Source organism: Mycolicibacter sp. MU0083 (assembly GCF_963378075.1).
In the GTDB taxonomy this organism is placed as follows: domain Bacteria; phylum Actinomycetota; class Actinomycetes; order Mycobacteriales; family Mycobacteriaceae; genus Mycobacterium; species Mycobacterium kokjensenii.
In genome coordinates this window covers 3,944,450-3,965,481 of sequence record NZ_OY726394.1, presented here as the reverse complement: position 1 = coordinate 3,965,481, position 21,032 = coordinate 3,944,450, and the positions used below count along the sequence as shown (strand labels likewise).

6 protein-coding genes are annotated in these 21,032 nt (G+C 70.6%); 4 read left to right on the top strand and 2 right to left on the bottom strand.

Features of this window, described 5'->3' with window-relative positions; genetic code table 11:
- The first annotated feature begins 87 nt into the window (after window positions 1-87).
- Entirely contained in the window at window positions 88-1,962 is a 1,875-nt protein-coding gene (locus RCP38_RS18530) for a fatty acyl-AMP ligase (protein WP_308474362.1), read from the top strand.
- Between the two features lie 4 nt (window positions 1,963-1,966).
- Here the strand turns inward: RCP38_RS18530 and RCP38_RS18525 are convergent, their stop codons facing one another.
- Window positions 1,967-3,766, bottom strand: a complete 1,800-nt coding sequence (locus RCP38_RS18525) for a fatty acyl-AMP ligase (protein WP_308474361.1) — start codon at window positions 3,764-3,766, stop codon at window positions 1,967-1,969.
- A 253-nt stretch (window positions 3,767-4,019) separates the two neighbouring features.
- Here RCP38_RS18525 and RCP38_RS18520 point away from each other — a divergent pair, with 253 nt between their 5' ends.
- The 3 genes from RCP38_RS18520 to RCP38_RS18510 all read left to right on the top strand — a co-directional run bounded on the left by RCP38_RS18520 (window position 4,020) and on the right by RCP38_RS18510 (window position 20,220).
- Window positions 4,020-6,329, top strand: coding sequence for an autotransporter outer membrane beta-barrel domain-containing protein (locus RCP38_RS18520; RefSeq protein ID WP_308474360.1), 2,310 nt, complete (start codon window positions 4,020-4,022; stop codon window positions 6,327-6,329).
- A gap of 49 nt (window positions 6,330-6,378) precedes the next feature.
- Window positions 6,379-8,796: a hypothetical protein gene (locus RCP38_RS18515; RefSeq protein ID WP_308474359.1), complete on the top strand. Its 2,418-nt coding sequence runs from the start codon at window positions 6,379-6,381 to the stop codon at window positions 8,794-8,796.
- An 84-nt stretch (window positions 8,797-8,880) separates the two neighbouring features.
- Window positions 8,881-20,220 (top strand): hypothetical protein, encoded by an 11,340-nt coding sequence (locus tag RCP38_RS18510; protein ID WP_308474358.1) that lies wholly within the window; start codon window positions 8,881-8,883, stop codon window positions 20,218-20,220.
- A 26-nt stretch (window positions 20,221-20,246) separates the two neighbouring features.
- Here the strand turns inward: RCP38_RS18510 and RCP38_RS18505 are convergent, their stop codons facing one another.
- Entirely contained in the window at window positions 20,247-20,876 is a 630-nt protein-coding gene (locus tag RCP38_RS18505) for a GNAT family N-acetyltransferase (protein ID WP_308474357.1), read from the bottom strand.
- Window positions 20,877-21,032 lie beyond the last annotated feature (156 nt).

Sequence of the window (21,032 nt, the reverse complement as noted above, 5' to 3'; positions counted from 1 at the left end):
GGCGCCCCCACTTCGCCCGACGTCGCCGCCGTCGCGAGCTACGCTGTGGGCCGTTCCCCACGCACTTGTTGAAGGCAGACGTAGAACATGGCAGAACTGACGAGCTCCTTGGCGCCCCTGGAGCTGGACACCCTGGTTGACCTGATGCAGCAGCAGGCTGCGCGTTTTCAGGACACCCCGGCGTTCATCTTCTGCCCGGAGGGCGACACCGAAGAGGCGAGGGTCACCTACCGGGATCTGGATCGGCGCGCCCGCTCGATAGCAGCCAGCCTGCAGCGTCGCGGCGCCGGCGGACAGCGGGTGCTGGTGTTGTGCCGCCCCGGGGTGGACAGCGTCGTCGGATTGTTCGGCTGCTTCTACGCCGGTGCCGTCGCGATCCCGGTCGACGAGCACTGGCCGATCCGCCGGATCGAAACGGTAGTCCCCGAAGCAGATGCCCGGTTCGCCCTGGCGACCGCCAAGACCCAGGCCAAGATGAAGGCTGCCGTCGACGGATTGAGCGACGGTCCAAAGCTGACGTGGCTGGCCATGGACGAGGTCGAGGACGACGGTTCGAGCTGGGAACTGCAGAACATCAGCGGCGACAGCCTCGCGATGATCCAGTACACCTCGGGCTCCACCGGGGTGCCCAAGGGGTGCGTGCTCACCCACCGCAACTACCTGGCCAACCTCGAAGTCATGCGTTGGGCGTTGAACCCCCCGGACGATGCGCCCGTGATGAACAGCCCGATCAGTGGAGTGTCCTGGTTGCCGCAGTACCACGACATGGGATTCGTCGGCGGCATCCTGGGCACCATTTACGGGGGACGCAGCACCGTCTTGATGTCGCCGAGCGCGTTCCTGATGCGCCCGATCCGCTGGATGCAGGCGATCTCGCGTTTCCAGGCGACCATCACCGCCGGGCCCAACTTCGCCTACGAAGCCTGCGTCAAGCGCAGCACCGCCGAGCAGCGCGCGGAACTAGACCTGTCGAGTCTGTCGATCGCGGTGCTGGGCGCCGGACCGATCAACCCCGAGACGCTACGGTCCTTCACCGAGGCGTTCGGTCCGTCCGGATTCCGCCCCGAGGCCTTCATTCCCGCCTACGGACTGGCCGAGGCCACCCTCGGCGTGACCGGCATGTCCAAGTCGCCGGTCCCGGTGGTCACCTACTTCGACCGGAGCGCCATCAGCGAGGACAAGGTGGTCGAGACACCCGCCGATGCCGAAGGGGCCGTCGGCCTGGTGGCGTGCGGGGTACGGCCCGCCAATCAGCAGGTGCTGATCGTGGACCCCGATACCCGGTTGCGTCGTAGCGCCGAAGAGGTCGGCGAGATCTGGGTATCCGGACCCAGCGTCGGCGTCGGCTATTGGAACCGCCCCGAAGAGACCGAGCACGCGTTCAACGCCCGCCTGGCCGACACCGGGGAGGGTCCCTTCCTGCGCAGCGGCGACCTCGGGTTCTTCCGGGACGAGGAACTCTACGTCACCGGCCGCTACAAGGACCTGATGTCGATCGCCGGCTACAACCACTACCCCAACGACATCGAGCTGACGGTGCAGGCCTGCCACCCGGCGTTGATGCCCAGTCGTGGCGCGGTGTTCCTACTGCCGACCGAACCCTATGCGCCCGAGTACATGGTGGTGGTGCAGGAGGTGCACCACCACGAGGCGGCCGGCACCGATCTCGACGAGCTGATCGCATCGATCCGCGAACAGGTCCGGGCCCGGCACGGCATCGACGCGCAGGCGGTCGTGCTGCTCAAGCCGATGCGGATTCCCACCACCACCAGCGGCAAGATCCAGCGCAGCGCGTGCCGGGACCAGTACCTCGCCGGGGAACTGTCGGTGCTGGCGGAGTGGGCCGAACCCAAACCGGCGACCAACGCCGCGAACGGGGTCCAGCGTGCGTTGATGGCTGGGCTGGGCCGGCTCGTCGCCAATCAGCTGGGGCAGCGGGTGCCCCGCCCCGGAAACAACTGAGGGCCTATCGACCCTGCCGTGACCGCCGTTGCGCGGCGGCTTTGAACGCACTGCCCAGTAGGCCCAGGTCGGGGCGCCCGGCATTGGCCTTGGGTGCGGGTTGCGCATGCCATTCGGCGACCGGGGTGAAACCGCCTGCCTGGAAACGTTCCCGGGCCGCACTGCGCTGGATCTTGCCGCTGGTGGTGGTCGGCACGTGGGTGGGCTCGACCAACAGCACGTCGTTGACCGCGATGCCCTGGGTGGCGAGGATCCGCGCACGGATGGCTTCGATGGCACCGGTCAGGTCCGTCTCCAACGACGCACGGTTGACCTCCTGGACCACCACCAACTGCTCGTCGGCCCCTCCGCCCGGTCTGACCGTGAACGCCGCGCAGCGGCCCGGCATCAGCGCCGGATCGCTGCGGCTGGCCGTGTCCTCGATGTCGTTGGGGTAGTAGTTGACATCGCGGATCGTGATCAGGTCACTCCACCGGCCGGTGACGAACAGTTCTCCGGCGCAAAGGAAGCCGAGGTCGCCGGTGCGCAGGTACGGGCCGTCGTCACTGTCGGCCAGTCGTGCGCCGAAGGTTCGTTCGGTCTCCTCGGGCCGTCCCCAATAGCCGAGCGCGACGCTCGGGCCCGAAGTCCAGATCTCACCGACCCGATCCGGCGGGCACTCGAGCCGAGTCTCCGGATCCACGATCAGTACCCGCATGTCGTCCAGCGCCGGGCCGCAGCTGACCAATGGCACCGCGTCGGGGTGATCCGCGGGGACGTCGACCAGGTGATTGCGACTGAGCTCGCCGCGATCGACATAGCGGGCGCCCCCGACCTCCGGGCTCTGCATCGCGGTCACCAGTAGCGCGGCCTCGGCCAAGCCGAATGCCGCCTGAATGCTGTTCAGCTGAAAACCCGCCGGCGCGAATGCCGCGGCGAAGTCCTGCAACGTTGCGGCGCGTACCGGTTCGGTGCCGATCCACGCGTGTATCACGCTGGACAGGTCGAGGGCCGCACGCTGTGCGGGTGTTGTGGTCTTGACGCACAGATCGAAGGCGAAAGTCGGGCCGCCGGTGATGGTGACCCGGTGCCGCGAGAGCATCTCCAGCCAACTCAGCGGCCGTTTGATGAACGTGTTGGGCGCCATGAGATAAGTGGTGATGCCGGTGTAGAGCATCTCCAGCATGCCGCCGATCAGACCCATGTCGTGGTGCTGGGGTAGCCACCACATCGCGATATCGCCGTCGTGGCCGTTCCAGCGCCGGCGGGACACCTCCATGTTGTGCAGCAGATTCCGGTGGCTGACCATCACGCCCTTGGGAGCCTTGGTGGAACCGGAGGTGTACTGAATGAGCGCGACGTCGTCGGGGCCGAGCTGCGGCGGCATCCAGCCGTGGGCGTCGTGGGCGTCGTCGTCGAGGAGGCACCACTGCGGTGGGTTGTCGGGTGTCAGAGCGTCGATCGGTCCGCGGATCCGGGTCTGCATGGTCGTGGTCGCCAGCACGAACCCGGCGTTGATGTCGGCGGCGATCAGCTTGAGTCTGGTGATGTTCTCGTTCATCGGCGCGGGAATGGCGCCCGCATAGATACAGCCGAAGTAGCCGATGGCGTTGTATATGCCGGGTTCGCACGCCAACAGGACATGGCGGCCCGCGGCACCGCGGCGCTGGAGGTCGGCGGCTATCGCGCGGGCTCGCACGTCGAGTTCCCGGTAGCTGATTCGGTCCTGTTCGGCCGTGCCGTCGGGCCAGTAGCTCAAGGCGGTTTTGTCGCCGTAACGGTTGGCCTGCAGCTGGAGCATGTCCATCAGGTTGGTCGCGATCATGGTGCCCCCTACCTTAGCGATCGGCCAGGTCGTCGACAGACCATGAGTGACGGCTGAACAAACATCGGAAAATAACGCGAACGTCACCGCGACATGGGGATACACTCGTCCGCGACGGTGCACTCCTATCGCATCACGTGCGATTCAACCGGGTTTCTACGAAGTTTTTCCTTACAACGTTTCCCGTTAGACAATCGGAAAAACTCATGTAAGTTTAAGCAACGTCCGTAGTCAGTACCCGTAGGAGAGCATGATGCAGCTGGCGCTTCGCCCGTACGTCACCCCCGGCGTCGCCATCGCTGGTGCCGCATTGATCGCGGTAAACGGTGTGGTCCCCACGGCTGTACTGCGGCCTCAACTTGAGCCCCAACGGGGCCTTCCGGCCGTTCAGAACCATGCGGTTCAGCTCACCGCGGACTTCTTCACCCCGTGGACCGACCTGTTCGAGAACACCGCCAACAACCTGGTGGCGATGGGCACCGACAACGGCTGGGGCAACCTGCTCGAGCAGATCTTCACCGACCCGAGTTCGCTGTCGCGACTGCCGGAGGTCTTCGACTTCCTGGGCCAGATCATGCCGACGATCAGCGGCGAAGACCCGGTCATGGTGCTGCTGTCGCCGATCCTGACCATCGGCATGGGCATCATCGGTCCGCTGGTCACGGTCAACGACGAGATGCAGAAGATTCTCAACGAGATCTTCAACCCGACCGACCCGATGGACCCGTTCGCGGCCATCTTCACCGCGTTCCCGCGGTTGCTCGACGCGTTCCTGAACGGCACCAGCACCATCGACATCGCCGGCATCAGCATCCCGGCCTTCAACGGCATCTTGGCCGCCGGTCAGAACCTGGTCATCGACATGACCGGCAACGACCTGGTCGAAGGACTCGGCATCGGTGACGAGACGATCGCCAGCCTGCTGGACCAGACCGGCATCGGCACCATGGAAGTCTCGGCCATGCTCACCGGCCTGCTCGACACGGTGGGCTTGGGCGATCAGACCCCGGTCGACGTGGTCGACCTGCTCGGCCTGGGCGACATCGAGGCCGCCAGCGCCTTCCTGACCATCCTCGACGCGGTGGGCATCGGCAACCCCACCATCGACGAGATCATGGACATGCTGGGCATCGGCGACGTCGCGGTGGCCGACCTGGTCATCGACATCACCGACGCGCTGGGCTTCGACAACACCACGGTCGTCGACATCACCGACGACCTGGGCATCTCCGACCTCAAGCTGGCCGACCTGGGTGTGTCTGTCTTCAACGCGATGGGGATCGGCGACCCGACGGTCAACGAACTGCTCGGCGACATCGGCGCCGATGACCTGACCCTCAACGGCCTGCTGCAGACCGCGCTGGACGCCTTCGGCCTCGGCGGCCAGACCCCGGCCTCGCTGATCGACGCGCTCGGCGGCGGCGACCTCACCTCTCACGAGGTCATCACCTCGCTGCTCAACGGCCTGGGGCTGGGCGACCAGACCATGATGGACCTGCTGAGCTCCGCCGGGATTGCCAACGCCGACGTGGGCGCCATGATCGTCACCATCCTCGGCGACGCCGGCAACACCACCATGAACGACGTCCTGACCTACGCGGGCTTCGGCACCGTCACCCTCGCCGACGTCGTCCAGCTGATGGGCATCTACGACATGTCGATCGGCGATCTGCTCACCAACATGCAGAACATGGGCATCATCGGCAGCCTGACCATCGACGACGTGCTCCGGGCCACCGGGGCCACTCCGCTGGACAAGGGCGGTGACGCGGATCTGGCCGAGTCGCTCGCCGGCATGACCATCGGCTCCATGCTGGGCGACGGGGCCGACGACTCGATCGTCTCGCTGCTGGGCGAGATGGGCAACATGACGCTGGCCCAGATGATCCAGGAGAACTTCGCCCAGACGCTCGGCGACATGCTGGGCGCCGCCGGCTACGCCGACATGACCCTGACCGACCTGGTGCTGGCGAACATGCCCGACCAGCCGCTGGCGGACCTGCTCGGGCCGATGGGTTCCACCACGCTGTCTGACCTGATCAACCAGCTGGTGCCGGCGGATCAGACCATCGCCGACATGCTCGGCGAGTCCGGCCTCGGCGACCAGCACATCAGCGACCTGCTCGACCAGTTCCTCGGCGACCAGACCGTGGCCAACGCCCTCGACGACGGTGGCCTGGGCGGCATGACCATCGAGGACATCATCCGTCAGGCGCTCGGCCCGGCCAGCGTCAACGAGATGCTCGACGAATACGGCATCGGCGGCCAGTCGCTCGGCGACCTGCTCGACCAGTTCTTCGGCACCTCCACCATCCACGATCAGCTCATCGACCTGGGCCTGGGTGCGCAGACCCTCAACGAACTCGTCGAATCGCTGTTCGGCACCTCGACCGTCACGTCGCTGCTGGGCGATTTCGGCACTCAGACCGTCGATGAACTGCTGGCCTCCCTGGGCATGGGTGACATCACGCTGATCAACGCCCAGATCGAGGAGTTCTTCGGCTCGATGGCCTACTGGCTCGACGGCCTGGGCGACCAGATCGCCGAGGTGCTCGGTGGGTAAGCGGCAAGACCGGTACAGCAACTTCGGAACTTCCGTCCGGGAGGGCGTCATGCAGCAAACACTTCGTCCCTACATCACCACCGGTCTGGCCGTCGTCGGAGCGGGGCTCGTCGCGGTACCGACCGTGGCGTCGAACCTGCCGCAGCTGCAACAGCTTTCGGCAGTGCAGCACCGGTCCGTCGCACTCACCGCCGACGGCGATTTCTTCTCGGCCTACACCGACCTGTTCAACAACACGGTGGCCAACCTGCAGGCGCTGAACCAGAACTCGGTCGACATGTGGGGCCTGCTGCAGCACATCTTCACCCACCCCGATCAGGCGATCTCGGGCATCCCCGACGTCATCAACATCTTCACCAACGCGATGCCCAGCATCGGCGTCCAGATCATGCCGTTCCCGGCGCAGATCGACATCGAACTGCCGCTGTGGATCAACTCACTGCTCGCCGGCCTCGGCCCGTGGATGGCGATGTTCGCCGCCTCCCAGCAGCTCATCGACCAGATCTTCGACTTCAGCGACCCGATGGGCGCGCTGTCGGCTCTGCTCGGCGCGCCGGCCACACTGCTTGACGCCTTCCTCAACGGCACCCAGGGCTTCAGCTCCGGCGACCTCAGCATCCCGCTGTTCAACGGGCTGCTGACTCCGGGCCAGTCGATCGACGCGAACTTCGACATCGGTAGCGTGGTCGACCTGTCCGGCATGGGCGACACCACCCTGATCGACCTGCTGGATCAAGCCGGCATCGGCAACGTCCCGCTGGAGACGCTGATCCTCGACCTGCTCGACGGTGCCGGTTACGGCCACATGACACCGGTGGACCTGCTCGACGAGTTCGGCATCGGCACCCAGCAGCTCTCCGAACTGCTGATCGGCCTGCTGCACGGCGCCGGCATCGACAACCCCAGCATGGCGGAGTTGCTGACCGATCTCGGTGGCATCGACCCCGAGGACTCGATCGCCAGCCTGCTGATCGCACTGCTCAACATGCCCGGGGTCGACATCGGCAACCCCACGCTCACCGACCTGGTCATGAGCTTCCTCGGTGAGGGCGCCACCGTGGGCGGTCTGATCAAGGAATTCCTCGGCGCGCAGGGCAGCGAATCGCTGTCCAGCCTGGTCGACCCGACCTGGACCGTGGGCGGTTTGATCACCGACTCGCTGGGCAACCCGCCGCTGACCGATCTGTTCGCCGAACTCGGACTGGGCGACGTGACCATCGGCTCCGGGATCACCATGCTGTTCGGCGAGATGGGCGAGCAGACCCTGATCGACATGCTGAACAGCGGCATGATGGGCCCGGACTTCACCGGTGACACCGGCCTGTTGGACCTGTTCGCCGGAATGTTCCCGCCCGGGACCACTCTCGACGACATGATGGCCGACTTCGGCTCGATGACGCTGGGCGAGCTGATGGCGGAGATGACGATCGGGGAGAACACCCTCGGCATCCCGCCGGAGACCCCGTTCCTCGACATCAAGATGACCGAGATGCTCTCGACGGTCTACCTGCCCGGCGAGACGGTTCCGGTCGGCGACACCCCGCTATCGCAGATCCCCGGGTTCCCCGAGGACATGGCCTCGCTGGTCGACAAGATCGGCAACCCGACCCTGAACGCCCTGTTGGGCACCAACACGGTGGGGCAGACCCTGGAGAACCTGGGGCTCTACGACGCCACCCTCACCGAACTCGTCGGCGCCGTCGGCATCGGCGGCATGGACCTGGGCTGGCTCTTCGGCGAACTGGGCGACCTGAGCGGCAACGTCACGCTCGAGGAGTTCCTCACCGACCTGGGCTTCAACCCGACCCTGAACGACCTGATGGTCAGCATCTTCGACGGTATGGGCTTGGCCAACACCTCGGTCCTGGAGCTGTTCACCGACTGGGGCATGAGCAGCATCGGCCTGCAGAGCTTCATCGAGAGCCTCGGGCTGCAGAACATGAACATCCAGGAGATGCTGAACAACCTGGGCTTCAACAACATCGACCTCGACATGGTCATCGACCGGTTCGGGTTGAGCGGCATCTCGATCGAGGGCCTGCTGAACGGCCTGGGGATGGGCGACCAGCACCTCAACGACGCCATCGAAGACCTGCTCGGCGGTGTCTCGATCGGCAGCATGCTCGGCGGCTTGGGCCTCGACGAGGTCCACATCGACGACTTCATCACCGACGTGATGACGTCCATCCTGGGCGACCCGACCCTGGGCACCCTGCTCGGCTGGCTGGGCCTGGACAGCAACGATCTGAACACCATCGTCTCCAGCCTCGGGCTCGACGGCGTCACGATCGACTCGCTGCTGACCGACCTCGGCTTCGGGACCCTCGACATCAACGGATTGCTGGACGGATTGGGCCTGACAGATCTGGGTCTGCTCAGCATCAACGGCGAATTCTTCGGTCTGGCGGCCGAGTGGTTCAACGACATTCCGAACCAGATCGCCGAAGCGTTGGGCTACACCGGCTGAGCCTGCTGATCAGGCCAGCCGATCCAGAACTAATCGACAGACAACACGAGCACAACTGTGGGCCACACAGATAGGAAATCCCAAATGGCGGTACGGCGTAACACTTCCGGCAACGGTCAGCAGGGTCGGCGCGGCCGACGGCTTCTGGGCGCTAGCAGTGCCGTTGGCGCGTTTCTGGCGTTCGGGATGGCGCCGTTGGCGGGGGCGCCGGTGGCGCGGGCCGATGATCTGGACTGGTTTGGTGCGGATCTGACGGAGGCGTTTGCGGATCTGGGTTCGCCGGGGTCGTGGGAGACGATTTTCGACGGTGAGTCGTGGGAGCCGTTGCTGTCGAATGTGGGTTTGTCGTTTGATTCGTCGTTGGCGTTGGTGCCGGGTTCGGCGGCTGCTGATGATTGGTTCGGGTCGTTGTTCTATGACCCGTTGCATGAGTTCGGTCAGGATTTCCTGGACAGTTCGTTCGGGTCGTCGGTTGCGGACTTCATCAATATCTTCGGTTTTGGCACGCTGCTGATCGGTAACGGTGAGGACGGTGTCGATGGGGGCACGCTGGCTGAGGCTGCCGGTGGTGCTGGTGGTCTGTGGTTCGGTGATGGTGGTGCCGGTGGGACGGCTGCTGATGGCACCGGTGGTGCTGGTGGTGCGGCGGGTAGTTTCGGTGATGGTGGTGCTGGTGGTGCCGGTATCAATGGTGGTGATGGTGGTGCTGGTGGTGCCGGTGGTTGGTTCATGGGTGTCGGCGGTGATGGTGGCGCTGGTGGCACTGGTGTCAATGGTGGTGATGGTGGTGTTGGTGGTGCCGGTGGTGCCGGTATCGGTTTTGCTTATGGCGTTGGTGGTAACGGTGGTGTCGGTGGTGACGGCGCCCTCGGCCTGGCCGGCGCGGACGGTGTCGTCGGCACTCTCGCTCTAGACGGTCAGTTCGGCAATGCCGGCGGCAACGGTGGTGCCGGTGGTGCCGGTGGTAAGGGTTCGTGGCTGATCGGGTCCGGCGGCCAGGGCGGTGCCGGCGGCCAGGGCGCCGACGGCGGTAACGGCGGCAACGGCGCTGACGGTAGCGATGCGGTCACCCCGGGTGGCGCGGGCGGCGATGCCGGTGATGGTGGTGACGGTGGCGTCGGCGGTAAGGGTGGTGCCGGTGGTGCCGGCGGTGCCGGTGGTCTGCTCGGTTCTTCGGGCAAGACCGGTGACGGCGGTGACGGTGGCAACGGTGGTGCGGCCGGTGTCGGTGGCGACGGTGGTGACGGTGCCGACGGTGATGCCACGCACATCGACGGTGGCCAGGGTGGTCGCGGTGGTGACGCGGGTGTGGCCGGTGCGGCCGGTGCCGGTGGTGCCGGTGCGACCAATGGCGCTGCGGGTTCGGTAGGCGAGGCGGCGACCGGCGGCGGTGACGGTGGTCGGGGTGGCGACGGCGCGGACGCGACCGTCGCCGGAACCGCAGGTGGTGCCGGCGGTGCCGGTGGTGACGGTGGTTCGCTGGGCAACGGTGGTGCCGGCGGTAACGGCGGCGCCGGTGCCGAAGGCATGGCCGGATACACCGATGTCAACGGTGATGGCACGACGGGTCTGGCCGGTGGTGCCGGTGGTGTCGGTGGCGCCGGTGGTGCCGGTGGCTCCGAAGCCGGTAACGGTGGTGCCGGTGGTGTCGGTGGCCGCGGTGGTACCGGTGGTGTCGGTGGCGCGGGCGCCGACGGTGCTGCGGGTATCGATGCCGCAGCCGGTTCCGGTGAAGACGGCGGCGACGGTGGCGACGCGGACAACACGGCCGGCAACGGTGGTGTCGGTGGTGTCGGTGGCGCCGGTGGCGCCGGTGGCGCGTCGACGCACGGCACGGCCGGCGCGCACGGCGCCGGTGGCATCGGTGGCGACGGTGGCGCCGGTGGGGCCGCGGGTAACGGTGGTGCCGGTGGTGCCGGTGCCGGTGGCGCCGCCCCGGGCGACACCCAGGCGGCGGCCGGTGCCGGCGGTAAGGGCGGTAGCGCCGCCGACTCGGTGGCCGGACAGGGTGGTGCCGGTGGTGCCGGTGGCTCCAGCGGCGGTTCGGCGACGGCGGCCTCGGGCGCCGTCGGCGCGGATGGCGCCGCGGGTAACGGTGGTGCCGGTGGCGCCGGCGGTAAGGGCGAGGTGCTCGCCGATGGCACCGTCCAGGACGGTGGCCGCGGCGGCAACGGCGGCGACGCCGGGACCGACGGTGACGGTGGCGCCGGTGGTATCGGTGGCCAGGGTGCAACCGGCGTGCACGGCGAGACCGACATCAACGGTGACGGGACGGCCGGCGGGACCGGCGGTAACGGTGGCGCCGGAGGCACCGGTGGCGCCGGAGGCACCAACTCCGGCACGGGCGGCGTAGGCGGGGCCGGCGGTACCGGTGGTACCGGCGGCAACGGTGGTGCGGCAGACGACGCGTCGGTCGCCGGTGGAACCGGTGGCCGCGGCGGCGACGCCGGTGCCGGTGGAACCGGTGGAGCCGGTGGCGCCGGTGGTACCTCGACCATCGGTGCCGGTGGCGCCGGTGGCGACGCGGGCAACGGTGGCGCGGCCGGTGAGGCGGCCGACGGTGGCAAGGGCTTGGGCGGCGGCGACTTCGACGCGGCCGGTGCCGGTGGTGTCGGTGGTAACGGTGCGAACGGCGGCGCGGCCGGTGCGGCCGGCAGTGGTACCGATGGCGGCGCCCTCGGTGGTGCGGGCGAGGTCGGTGCCGGTAGCAACGGCGGTGCGGGTGGCGCCGGCGGCGACGGTGTCGGGTTGGCCAGTGATGGTTTGACCGGTCAGGCCGGTGGAGTCGGTGGTGCCGGTGGTAACGCGGCCGCCAGCGGCAACGGTGGCGCCGGTGGTGCCGGTGGCCGCGGTGCCGACGGCACCGATGGCAGCACGGACGGCAACGGCGACGGAACCGCCGGTGGCAACGCCGGTGCGGGCGGCGCCGGTGGTACCGGTGGTGCCGGTGGCACCGACGCCGGTGACGGTGGCATCGGCGGTGCCGGTGGCCAGGGTGGTATCGGTGGCGACGGCGGTGCTGCCGACGATGCGACCGTGGATGGTGCCGCGGGTGGCGCCGGCGGCAACGCCGGAAACGGTGGTGCAGGTGGTGCCGGCGGCACCGGTGGCACGTCGGCCACCGGCAACGGTGGTGCCGGTGGTGACGCCGGTGACGGTGGCGCGGCGGGCCTGGCCGCGGCCGGTGGTGCGGGCCTCGGCGGGGGCGGCGGCGACGCGGCCGGTAGCGGTGGTCGCGGTGGTGACGGTGCCGATGGTGGTGCCGGCGGTGTCGCGGGTGTCGGCGGTGCCGGTGTGGACGCGAACGCCAACGGGGCTGACGGCGCGGCGGGCGAGGCCGGCCAGAGCAGCGATGGTGCGGCCGGTGGTAACGGTGGTGCCGGTGTCGGGTTGGCCAGTGATGGTTTGACCGGTCAGGCCGGTGGTGTCGGTGGTGCCGGTGGTGACGCGGCCACCGACGGCAACGGTGGTGCCGGTGGTGCCGGTGGTGCGGGTGCCGAAGGTGCGGCGGGTATCACCGACATCAACGGTGATGGCACCGCGGGTGGTGTCGGCGGCGCCGGTGGTACCGGTGGTGCCGGTGGTGCTGCGGGTAGCAACTCGGGTACCGGTGGTGCCGGTGGTGCCGGCGGCAAGGGTGCGACCGGTGGTAACGGTGGCGCGGCGGCGGATGCGACGGTGGCCGGCGAGGCCGGTGGCAATGGTGGTGCGGCCGGTGCCGGTGGCGCCGGTGGTGCCGGTGGTGCCGGTGGCGCGTCGGCGGCCGGTGACGGTGGTGCCGGTGGTGACGCCGGTGACGGTGGTGACGCGGGTCTGGCTGCCGCCGGTGGTGCGGGCCTGGGTGGCGGTGGCTTTGATGCCGCCGGTAACGGTGGTCGTGGTGGTGACGGTGCCGATGGTGGCGCTGCCGGTGTCGGTGGTGTCGGTGGTGCCGGTGTGGACGCGAACGCCGATGGTGGCGATGGTGGCGCCGGTGAGGCCGGTCTGCACAGTGATGGTGCGGCCGGTGGTAACGGTGGTGCCGGTGTCGGGTTGGCCAGTGATGGTTTGACCGGTCAGGCCGGTGGTGTCGGTGGTGCCGGTGGTGACGCGGCCACCGACGGCAACGGTGGTGCCGGTGGTGCCGGTGGTGCGGGTGCCGAAGGTGCGGCGGGTATCACCGACATCAACGGTGATGGCACCGCGGGTGGTGTCGGCGGCGCCGGTGGTACCGGTGGTGCCGGTGGTGCTGCGGGTAGCAACTCGGGTACCGGTGGTGCCGGTGGTGCCGGCGGCAAGGGTGCGACCGGTGGTAACGGTGGCGCGGCGGCGGATGCGACGGTGGCCGGCGAGGCCGGTGGCAATGGTGGTGCGGCCGGTGCCGGTGGCGCCGGTGGTGCCGGTGGTGCCGGTGGCGCGTCGGCGGCCGGTGACGGTGGTGCCGGTGGTGACGCCGGTGACGGTGGTGACGCGGGTCTGGCTGCCGCCGGTGGTGCGGGCCTGGGTGGCGGTGGCTTTGATGCCGCCGGTAACGGTGGTCGTGGTGGTGACGGTGCCGATGGTGGCGCTGCCGGTGTCGGTGGTGTCGGCGGTGCCGGTGTGGACGCGAACGCCGATGGTGGCGATGGTGGCGCCGGTGAGGCCGGTCTGCACAGCGATGGTGCGGCCGGTGGTAACGGTGGTGCCGGTGTCGGGTTGGCCAGTGATGGTTTGACCGGTCAGGCCGGTGGTGTCGGTGGTGCCGGTGGTGACGCGGCCACCGACGGCAACGGTGGTGCCGGTGGTGCCGGTGGTGCGGGTGCCGAAGGTGCGGCGGGTATCACCGACATCAACGGTGATGGCACCGCGGGTGGTGTCGGCGGCGCCGGTGGTACCGGTGGTGCCGGTGGTGCTGCGGGTAGCAACTCGGGTACCGGTGGTGCCGGTGGTGCCGGCGGCAAGGGTGCGACCGGTGGTAACGGTGGCGCGGCGGCGGATGCGACGGTGGCCGGCGAGGCCGGTGGCAATGGTGGTGCGGCCGGTGCCGGTGGCGCCGGTGGTGCCGGTGGTGCCGGTGGCGCGTCGGCGGCCGGTGACGGTGGTGCCGGTGGTGACGCCGGTGACGGTGGTGACGCGGGTCTGGCTGCCGCCGGTGGTGCGGGCCTGGGTGGCGGTGGCTTTGATGCCGCCGGTAACGGTGGTCGTGGTGGTGACGGTGCCGATGGTGGCGCTGCCGGTGTCGGTGGTGTCGGTGGTGCCGGTGTGGACGCGAACGCCGATGGTGGCGATGGTGGCGCCGGTGAGGCCGGTCTGCACAGTGATGGTGCGGCCGGTGGTAACGGTGGTGCCGGTGTCGGGTTGGCCAGTGATGGTTTGACCGGTCAGGCCGGTGGTGTCGGTGGTGCCGGTGGTGACGCGGCAGCGTTCGGCAACGGTGGTGCCGGCGGTGTCGGCGGCGTCGGTGCGAGCGTCGCGGGTATCACCGACGCCAACGGCAATGGCACTGCCGGATTCACCGGTGGTACCGGTGGCAACGGCGGCCAGGGTGGTGCGGGCGGCACCACGGCCGGAAACGGTGGTGCCGGTGGTAACGCCGGACGCGGCGGCAACGGCGGCGCCGGTGGCGCGGGCGCCGATGCGTCGGTGGTCGACACCGACGGTGGCAACGGCGGTAACGCCGGTAACGGCGGTCAGGGCGGTGTCGGTGGCCAGGGTGGCGACGCCACCGACGGCCTCGGCGGCGCGGGTGGTGCCGCCGGTGACGGTGGCGACGCCGGTACCGCGGGTGTCGGTGGCGTCGGCCTCGGCGGCGGCGGCGGCACGAACGCCGGCAACGGTGGTGCCGGCGGCGACGGTGCCGACGGTGGTGCCGCCGGTACCGCGGGTCTCGGTGGGACCGGAACCGACGGTGCCGCGGAAGCCGGTGCGGCCGGAAACGATGGCGTCGGCAGCGACGGTGGGGCCGGCGGCCAGGGTGGCGCCGGTGCCGGCCTGATCTCCGGAACCAACACCGGTCAGGGCGGTGGCACCGGTGGTGCCGGTGGCAACGCGGCCTTGGTCGGCACCGGTGGTGCCGGCGGTCACGGTGGTACCGGTGCGACGGTGCACGGCATCACCGACGTCGACGGCAACGGCACCGACGGTGCCGACGGTGGTAACGGTGGCACCGGTGGTGTCGGTGGCGCCGGTGGAACCGTGTCCGGTGACGGCGGTGTCGGTGGTAACGGTGGCGCAGCCGGCCATGGCGGCAACGGAGGTAGCGGTGCGGACGGCACCGCGGGAACCGACGCTGTCGCAGGTAGCGGCGGCGATGGCACCGACGGCGGCGACGCCGGTGACGGTGCCGTGGGTGGTAACGGCGGCACCGGCGGTAACGGTGGCTTCGGCGGTACCGCGACCAATGGCGCGGCAGGTGCCGAAGGTGTCGGTGGCGCGGGCGGCAACGCCGGCGACGCGGGCAACGCCGGTAACGGCGGTAACGGTGGCCACGGCGCCGGCGGCGGCACCGCGGACCAGGCCGGTTCCGGTGGCTCCGGTGGCCAGGGCGGTGTCCGCGGCGAGGCCGGTGCCTCCGCGGGCCAGGGCGGTTGGAACGCCAGCCTCACCGAGCAGGCCGCCGAGGGCGCGGCCGGTGCCGCGGCGACCGGCGGTAACGGTGGCGCCGGTGGTAACGGTGGTGCCGGTATCACCCGCGCGGACGGCACCGCGCAGGACGGTGGCCATGCCGGTGACGGTGGTGCGGCCGGTCCGGTCGGCGTCGGTGGCGCCGGTGGCAACGGTGGCGCGGGCTCGGCCGGTATCGCCGGGATCGACGGTGTGGTCGACGGCGCCGGTAACGGCGGCAGCGGCACGGACGGCACCGCGGGCGGCGCCGGCGGCAACGGCGGCAAGGGCGGCGACGGCGGAACCGAGTCCGGCGATGCCGGTGCCGGTGGTGCCGGTGGTGCCGGTGGAGCCGGTGGACGCGGCGGTCACGGTGCCAGCGGCACCTCGGCACAGTCCGCGGCGTTCGGCAGCGGCCTGGCCGGCGGCGACGGCGGACACGGCGGCGACGGCGGTTCCGGCGCCATGGGCGGACACGGCGGTCAGGGCGGCGTCGGCGGTACCGCGACCGATGGCAACGACGGTGCGGCCGGTATCGGCGGCAACGGCGGCCAGGGTGGTGCTGCGGGCAACGCCGGCAACGGTGGCAACGGTGGCAACGGCGCGGGCGGCGGTTCCAACGCGGCAGCCGGCCGCGGCGGCAACGGCGGCGACGGCGGTGACCGCGGCGACTTCGGTCTCGGCGGCAAGGCCGGCCTCAGCGGTGACGGCCAGAAGGCGGTCGACGGTGGCAACGGCGGCGCCGGCACCGGCGGCAACGGTGGCAACGGCGGACGCGGCGGAAGCGGACAGCTGCTGGCCAACGGCAACCCGCAGCACGGCGGCATCGGTGGTGCCGGCGGCGACGCCGGAACCTACGGCAACGGCGGTGCGGGCGGCTTCGGTGGCGCCGGCAGCATCGGTGGCAACGGTGCGAACGGCACGGCCGCCTCGGTCGACGGCCGCAACGGCCAGTCCGGCGGTAACGGCGGCGACGGTGGTGCCGGTGGTGCGGGCGGCACGATCTCCGGTGACGGTGGCGCCGGTGGCGGCGCCGGCTTGGCGGGCAACGGCGGCAACGGCGGCAACGGTTTCGTCGGCAAGGCCGGCCTGGACGCGATCGCCGGCACCGGCGGTGTCGGCAGCGACGGCGGTGACGGCGGCAACGGCGGTAACGCGGGTAACGGCGGTAACGGCGGTAACGGTGGTGCAGGCGGCACCGCGACCAACGGCAAGGCCGGCGTGGGTGGTTTCGGAACGGTCGGCGGTAACGGCGGTAACGCCGGTAACGGCGCCGACGGTGGCGACGGTGGCGACGGTGCCGGCGGCGGCGTGAACGCTCTGGCCGGCTCCGGCGGCAACGGCGGTCACGGCGGTGACATCGGTACCGCCGGTACCGGCGGCACCGGGGGTGCCAACGCGGACGGCACGCACCGAGCCGACGGCATCGACGGTGCCGCGGCGACGCACGGCGGCGACGGCGGTAACGGCGGCAACGGCGGCAACGCCGTCGGCAGCCACCAGGCCGGTGGCAAGGCCGGTAACGGTGGCGACGGTGGCAACATCGGCGACGGCGGTAACGGCGGTAACGGTGGTCACGGCACCATCGGTGCGGCCGGATCCACCGGTGGTGACGGGCACGGCACCGATGGCGCCATCGGCACGGCCGGTGCGCTGGGCGGCAACGGCGGCGCCGGCGGCTCGATCTCGGGCAACGGCGGTAACGGCGGTAACGGCGGTAACGGCGGCAGCGGCGGTACGGGTGGCAACGGTGCCGCAGGGGTCAACGGTGGCCACGGTGGCAACGGTGGCGCCGGTGGCGACGCGGCATCGGGCGCCGACGGCGGCCAGGGTGGTAGCGCCGTCAACGGGCTCGCCGGCAACGGCGGCAACGGCGGTAACGCCGGTATCGCCGGGAACGGTGGCACGGGCGGCAACGGCGCCGGCGGTGGCGTGAACGCCGCGGCCGGCAACGGCGGCAACGGTGGTGCCGGTGGTGACCGTGCCGCAGCCGGACTCGGTGGTGCCGGTGGCACCGGCAGCGGCGGCCCGGGCATCGACGGTACGGACGGATCGTTGAGCGGTGGTGGCAACGGCGGCAACGCCGGCCACGGTGGTCTCGGCCAACTGCTCGTCGACGGCACTTCGCAGGCCGGCGGCAACGGCGGTATCGGCGGTGCGGCCGGCACCATCGGTAACGGTGGCGCCGGCGGTAACGGTGGCGCCGGTGCGTTGGGTGCCAACGGCGTCATCGACGGCAGCGGCAACGGCACCGACGGTTCCAACGGTGGCGCGGGCGGTAACGGTGGCGTCGGCGGTGCCGGCGGCAGCATCTCCGGCAACGGTGGTGCCGGTGGCCGCGGCGGCACCGGCGGTACCGGTGGTGTCGGCGGCGTCGCCCAGGGCACCGACGGACAGAGCGCGGCGGCCGGCAGCGGCGCCGACGGCCAGGACGGTGGCGACGCGGGCATCAGCGGTAACGGTGGCGTCGGCGGTCACGGTGGTGCGGGTGCCCTCGGCGGCGCCGCCACCAACGGCACGCAGGGTGCTGCCGGTGCCGGCGGTATCGGCGGTAACGGTGGTGCCGGCGGTGCGGCCGGTCGTGGCGGCAACGGTGGTGACGGTGCCGGTGGCGGCAGCGACCTCGTGGCCGGCGACGGTGGCGACGGCGGCAGCGGCGGTTACGCGGGCTTCGGCGGCGCGGGCGGTAACGGCGGTATCGGCGGCAACAGCACCATCGCGGCCGACGGCAAGGCGGGCGCGGACGGCGATGTCTCCACCGGTAACGGTGGAGCCGGCGGTAAGGGCGGCAGCGGCGTCCTGATCGGCGGCGTGGCGCAGGCCGGTGGCGCCGGTGGTACCGGCGGGGACGCGGGCGCGGTCGGCAACGGCGGCGCGGGCGGTGCCGGCGGTGCGGGTGCCTCCGGCACGAACGGAACCACCGATGGGTCCGGCAACGGCATCGACGGCATCAGCGGTGCGATGGGCGGCCAGGGCGGCGACGGCGGTGCCGGTGGCACGGTCTCGGGTAACGCCGGTGTCGGTGGTGCCGGTGGCCACGGCGGCAGCGGTGGCAACGGTGGCAACGGTGCCGTCGGCGTCAACGGTGCGGCCGGTGGTCACGGTGGCGCCGGTGGCGACGCTGCGGCCGGTGGTGCCGGTGGTGCGGGTGGCAGTGCCATCAACGGCGCCGCGGGTGTCGGCGGTAACGGCGGCAACGCCGGTAACGCCGGTAACGGTGGTACCGGTGCGGCCGGTTCCGGTGGCGGCGTGAACCACGTCGCGGGGAACGGCGGTAACGGTGGCGCCGGTGGTGACCGCGCCGCGGTCGGCGCCGGTGGTGCCGGCGGCGTCGGTAGCGGCGGACCTGCCGCGGACGGCAACGACGGTGCACTCGGCACCGGGGGTAACGGCGGCGCGGCCGGCAACGGTGGTACCGGCCAGATTCTCGCCGACGGTTTCGCCCAGACCGGTGGTAACGGCGGCAACGGTGGCGCGGCCGGAACGGTCGGCACCGGTGGTGCCGGTGGTGACGGTGGCGCGGGTGCGGCCGGTACCCACGGGATCACCGAGGCGTCCGGCGACGGCACCAACGGTGTCGGCGGCGGCGACGGCGGATCCGGTGGCAACGGTGGTGCCGGCGGCACGGTCTCCGGTGACGGCGGACGTGGCGGTGTCGGTGGCACCGGTGGCGCCGGCGGTAACGGCGGCGACGCGGCCGACGGTCTGGCCGGCGCGGACGCGGCCGCCGGTAGCGGCGGTAACGGCGGTAACGGTGGCGACGCCACCGGAACGGCCGGTGACGGTGCCGACGGTGGCACCGGCGGCAACGGTGGCTATGGCGGTTCCGCGACCAACGGCGCGGCGGGTGCCGACGGCGCCGGCGGCGTCGGCGGTGCGGCCGGCTCCGCGGGTAACGCCGGTGACGGCGGCCGCGGTGGTCATGGCGCCGGTGGCGGTGGCGGTGCGGTTGCCGGTTCCGGCGGCAACGGTGGCAACAGCTCCAGCACGGCGGGCGCGGTCGGCACGGCCGGGGCCGGCGGTTGGGACGGCGACCACACCACGCAGGCGGCCGGCGGCGCGGCCGGCGTCGCGGGCAGCACCGGAAACGGTGGGGCCGGCGGTAACGGTGGCACCGGATCCAACGCGACCAGTACGACCGCGGCCCAGGCCGGTGGCGACGGTGGCGTGGGCGGCGACGCCGCACTGCACGGCAACGGCGGCGCCGGTGGTCAGGGCGGCGCCGGTGGCCAGGGCCTTGCCGGGACGACCGGGACCACGGGAACCACGGGTGGCGAGCGGGCCGTCGGCGGTACCGGCGGTATCGGTGGCGACGGCACTGCCGGTGCCGCGGGCGGCGCAGGTGGTGCCGGCGGTGCCAGCGGCACCGAATCCGGCAACAGTGGCGCCGGCGGTAAGGGCGGTGCCGGAGGTTCCGGCGGCAACGGCGGTGACGGTGGCGTCGGCGGCAAGGGTGGCACCGGTTCCAAGGGCAACACCGCCGGTGCCGGTGGCACCGGTGGCACCGGTGGTGTCGGCGGTACCGGAGGCTCCGCGGGCGCCGGTGGCGCCAGTGGCGCACTCCGCAACGGCGACGGTTCGGCCGGTGGCGTGGGCGCCGATGGTGCCGACGGCAAGGGCGGCAACGGTGGCACCGGTGGTAAGGGTGGCGTCGGCGGCAACGGCAGCACCGGCAAGAACGGTTGGTCTGCCGGTGGTGGCGGCAAGGGCGGCACCGGTGGTACCGGTGGCGCGAGCGGCAGCGGCCTGCCCGGTGGGACCGGATCGGCCGGGGCCAACGGCGGCAACGCCAGCGGTACCGACAGTGCGACGCCCGGTCAGGGCGGCGCCGGTGGTACAGGTGGCAAGGGCGGCGGATCATGATGATCCGCCGCCCCCGGCGACCGGTCTTAGGCGTCTGCGCTGTGGATCGGAATGTCCTCCGGCGTCCTCGGCCAGCAGAACAGCGCGATGCGCTGGTTCCACTTCGGTACGAAGTGCTCGCCCAGGAAGGTGCCGCCACGGTGCTGCCAGGCGCGGCGTCCCAACGAGTCTTCCGCAGCGTGGGTGTCTCCGATGATCCGCCGGCATTGCGGTTCGATCTCGAACATGCTGTTGACGAGGGCGAAGAACAGCGGACCCCCGTGCCCGCGCTTGAGCATGCTGAACTCGCCGAAGGCGATGTGCAACCCGACGTCATAAGGATGCGCGTCGTAGAGGACGGAGACGTCGTCTTGGGCGGCTCGGAACAGCTCCATGTAGGCCATGGGACGGTCGTCGATGCTGATGACGTACGGCCGGGAGTAACTGCCGGAGAACTGGATGCCCAGATGCTGGCGCCATTGGTCGGCCGGGTAGTCGTAATGCCATGTCTCGGCCAGGTGCGGCCGGTTCATCCAGTCGGAGATCAACTCCGCGTCGCCGTCCGGGTCGGCGAAACGCACACTGTACGGCTCGGGGAACACCGGCAGCGGCGGCGGTGGAACGGCGCGAACCTCCTCGGACACGTTCGCCAGCTGCCGTGCCATCAGCGAACTCATATCGCCCCCGAATCCGTTGTCGCCGGTGCGATTTCGGTAGCCATCAAAAATTCCTCCTGGATCTCCATGGACGGCAACGCCGTCACCAATGGGTCCGCTCATAATGCCATGCGCGGAAGCGCCCGTCAGCGCCGAAATGCGGCGTGGCACAACCTG

What these genes read in the sequence shown, in the direction of transcription:
- RCP38_RS18530 (WP_308474362.1), top strand. Translation starts at nt 88, where the DNA reads ATGGCAGAACTGACGAGCTCCTTGGCGCCCCTGGAGCTGGACACCCTG.
- RCP38_RS18525 (WP_308474361.1), bottom strand. Translation starts at nt 3,766, where the DNA reads ATGATCGCGACCAACCTGATGGACATGCTCCAGCTGCAGGCCAACCGT.
- RCP38_RS18520 (WP_308474360.1), top strand. Translation starts at nt 4,020, where the DNA reads ATGCAGCTGGCGCTTCGCCCGTACGTCACCCCCGGCGTCGCCATCGCT.
- RCP38_RS18515 (WP_308474359.1), top strand. Translation starts at nt 6,379, where the DNA reads ATGCAGCAAACACTTCGTCCCTACATCACCACCGGTCTGGCCGTCGTC.
- RCP38_RS18510 (WP_308474358.1), top strand. Translation starts at nt 8,881, where the DNA reads ATGGCGGTACGGCGTAACACTTCCGGCAACGGTCAGCAGGGTCGGCGC.
- RCP38_RS18505 (WP_308474357.1), bottom strand. Translation starts at nt 20,876, where the DNA reads ATGAGTTCGCTGATGGCACGGCAGCTGGCGAACGTGTCCGAGGAGGTT.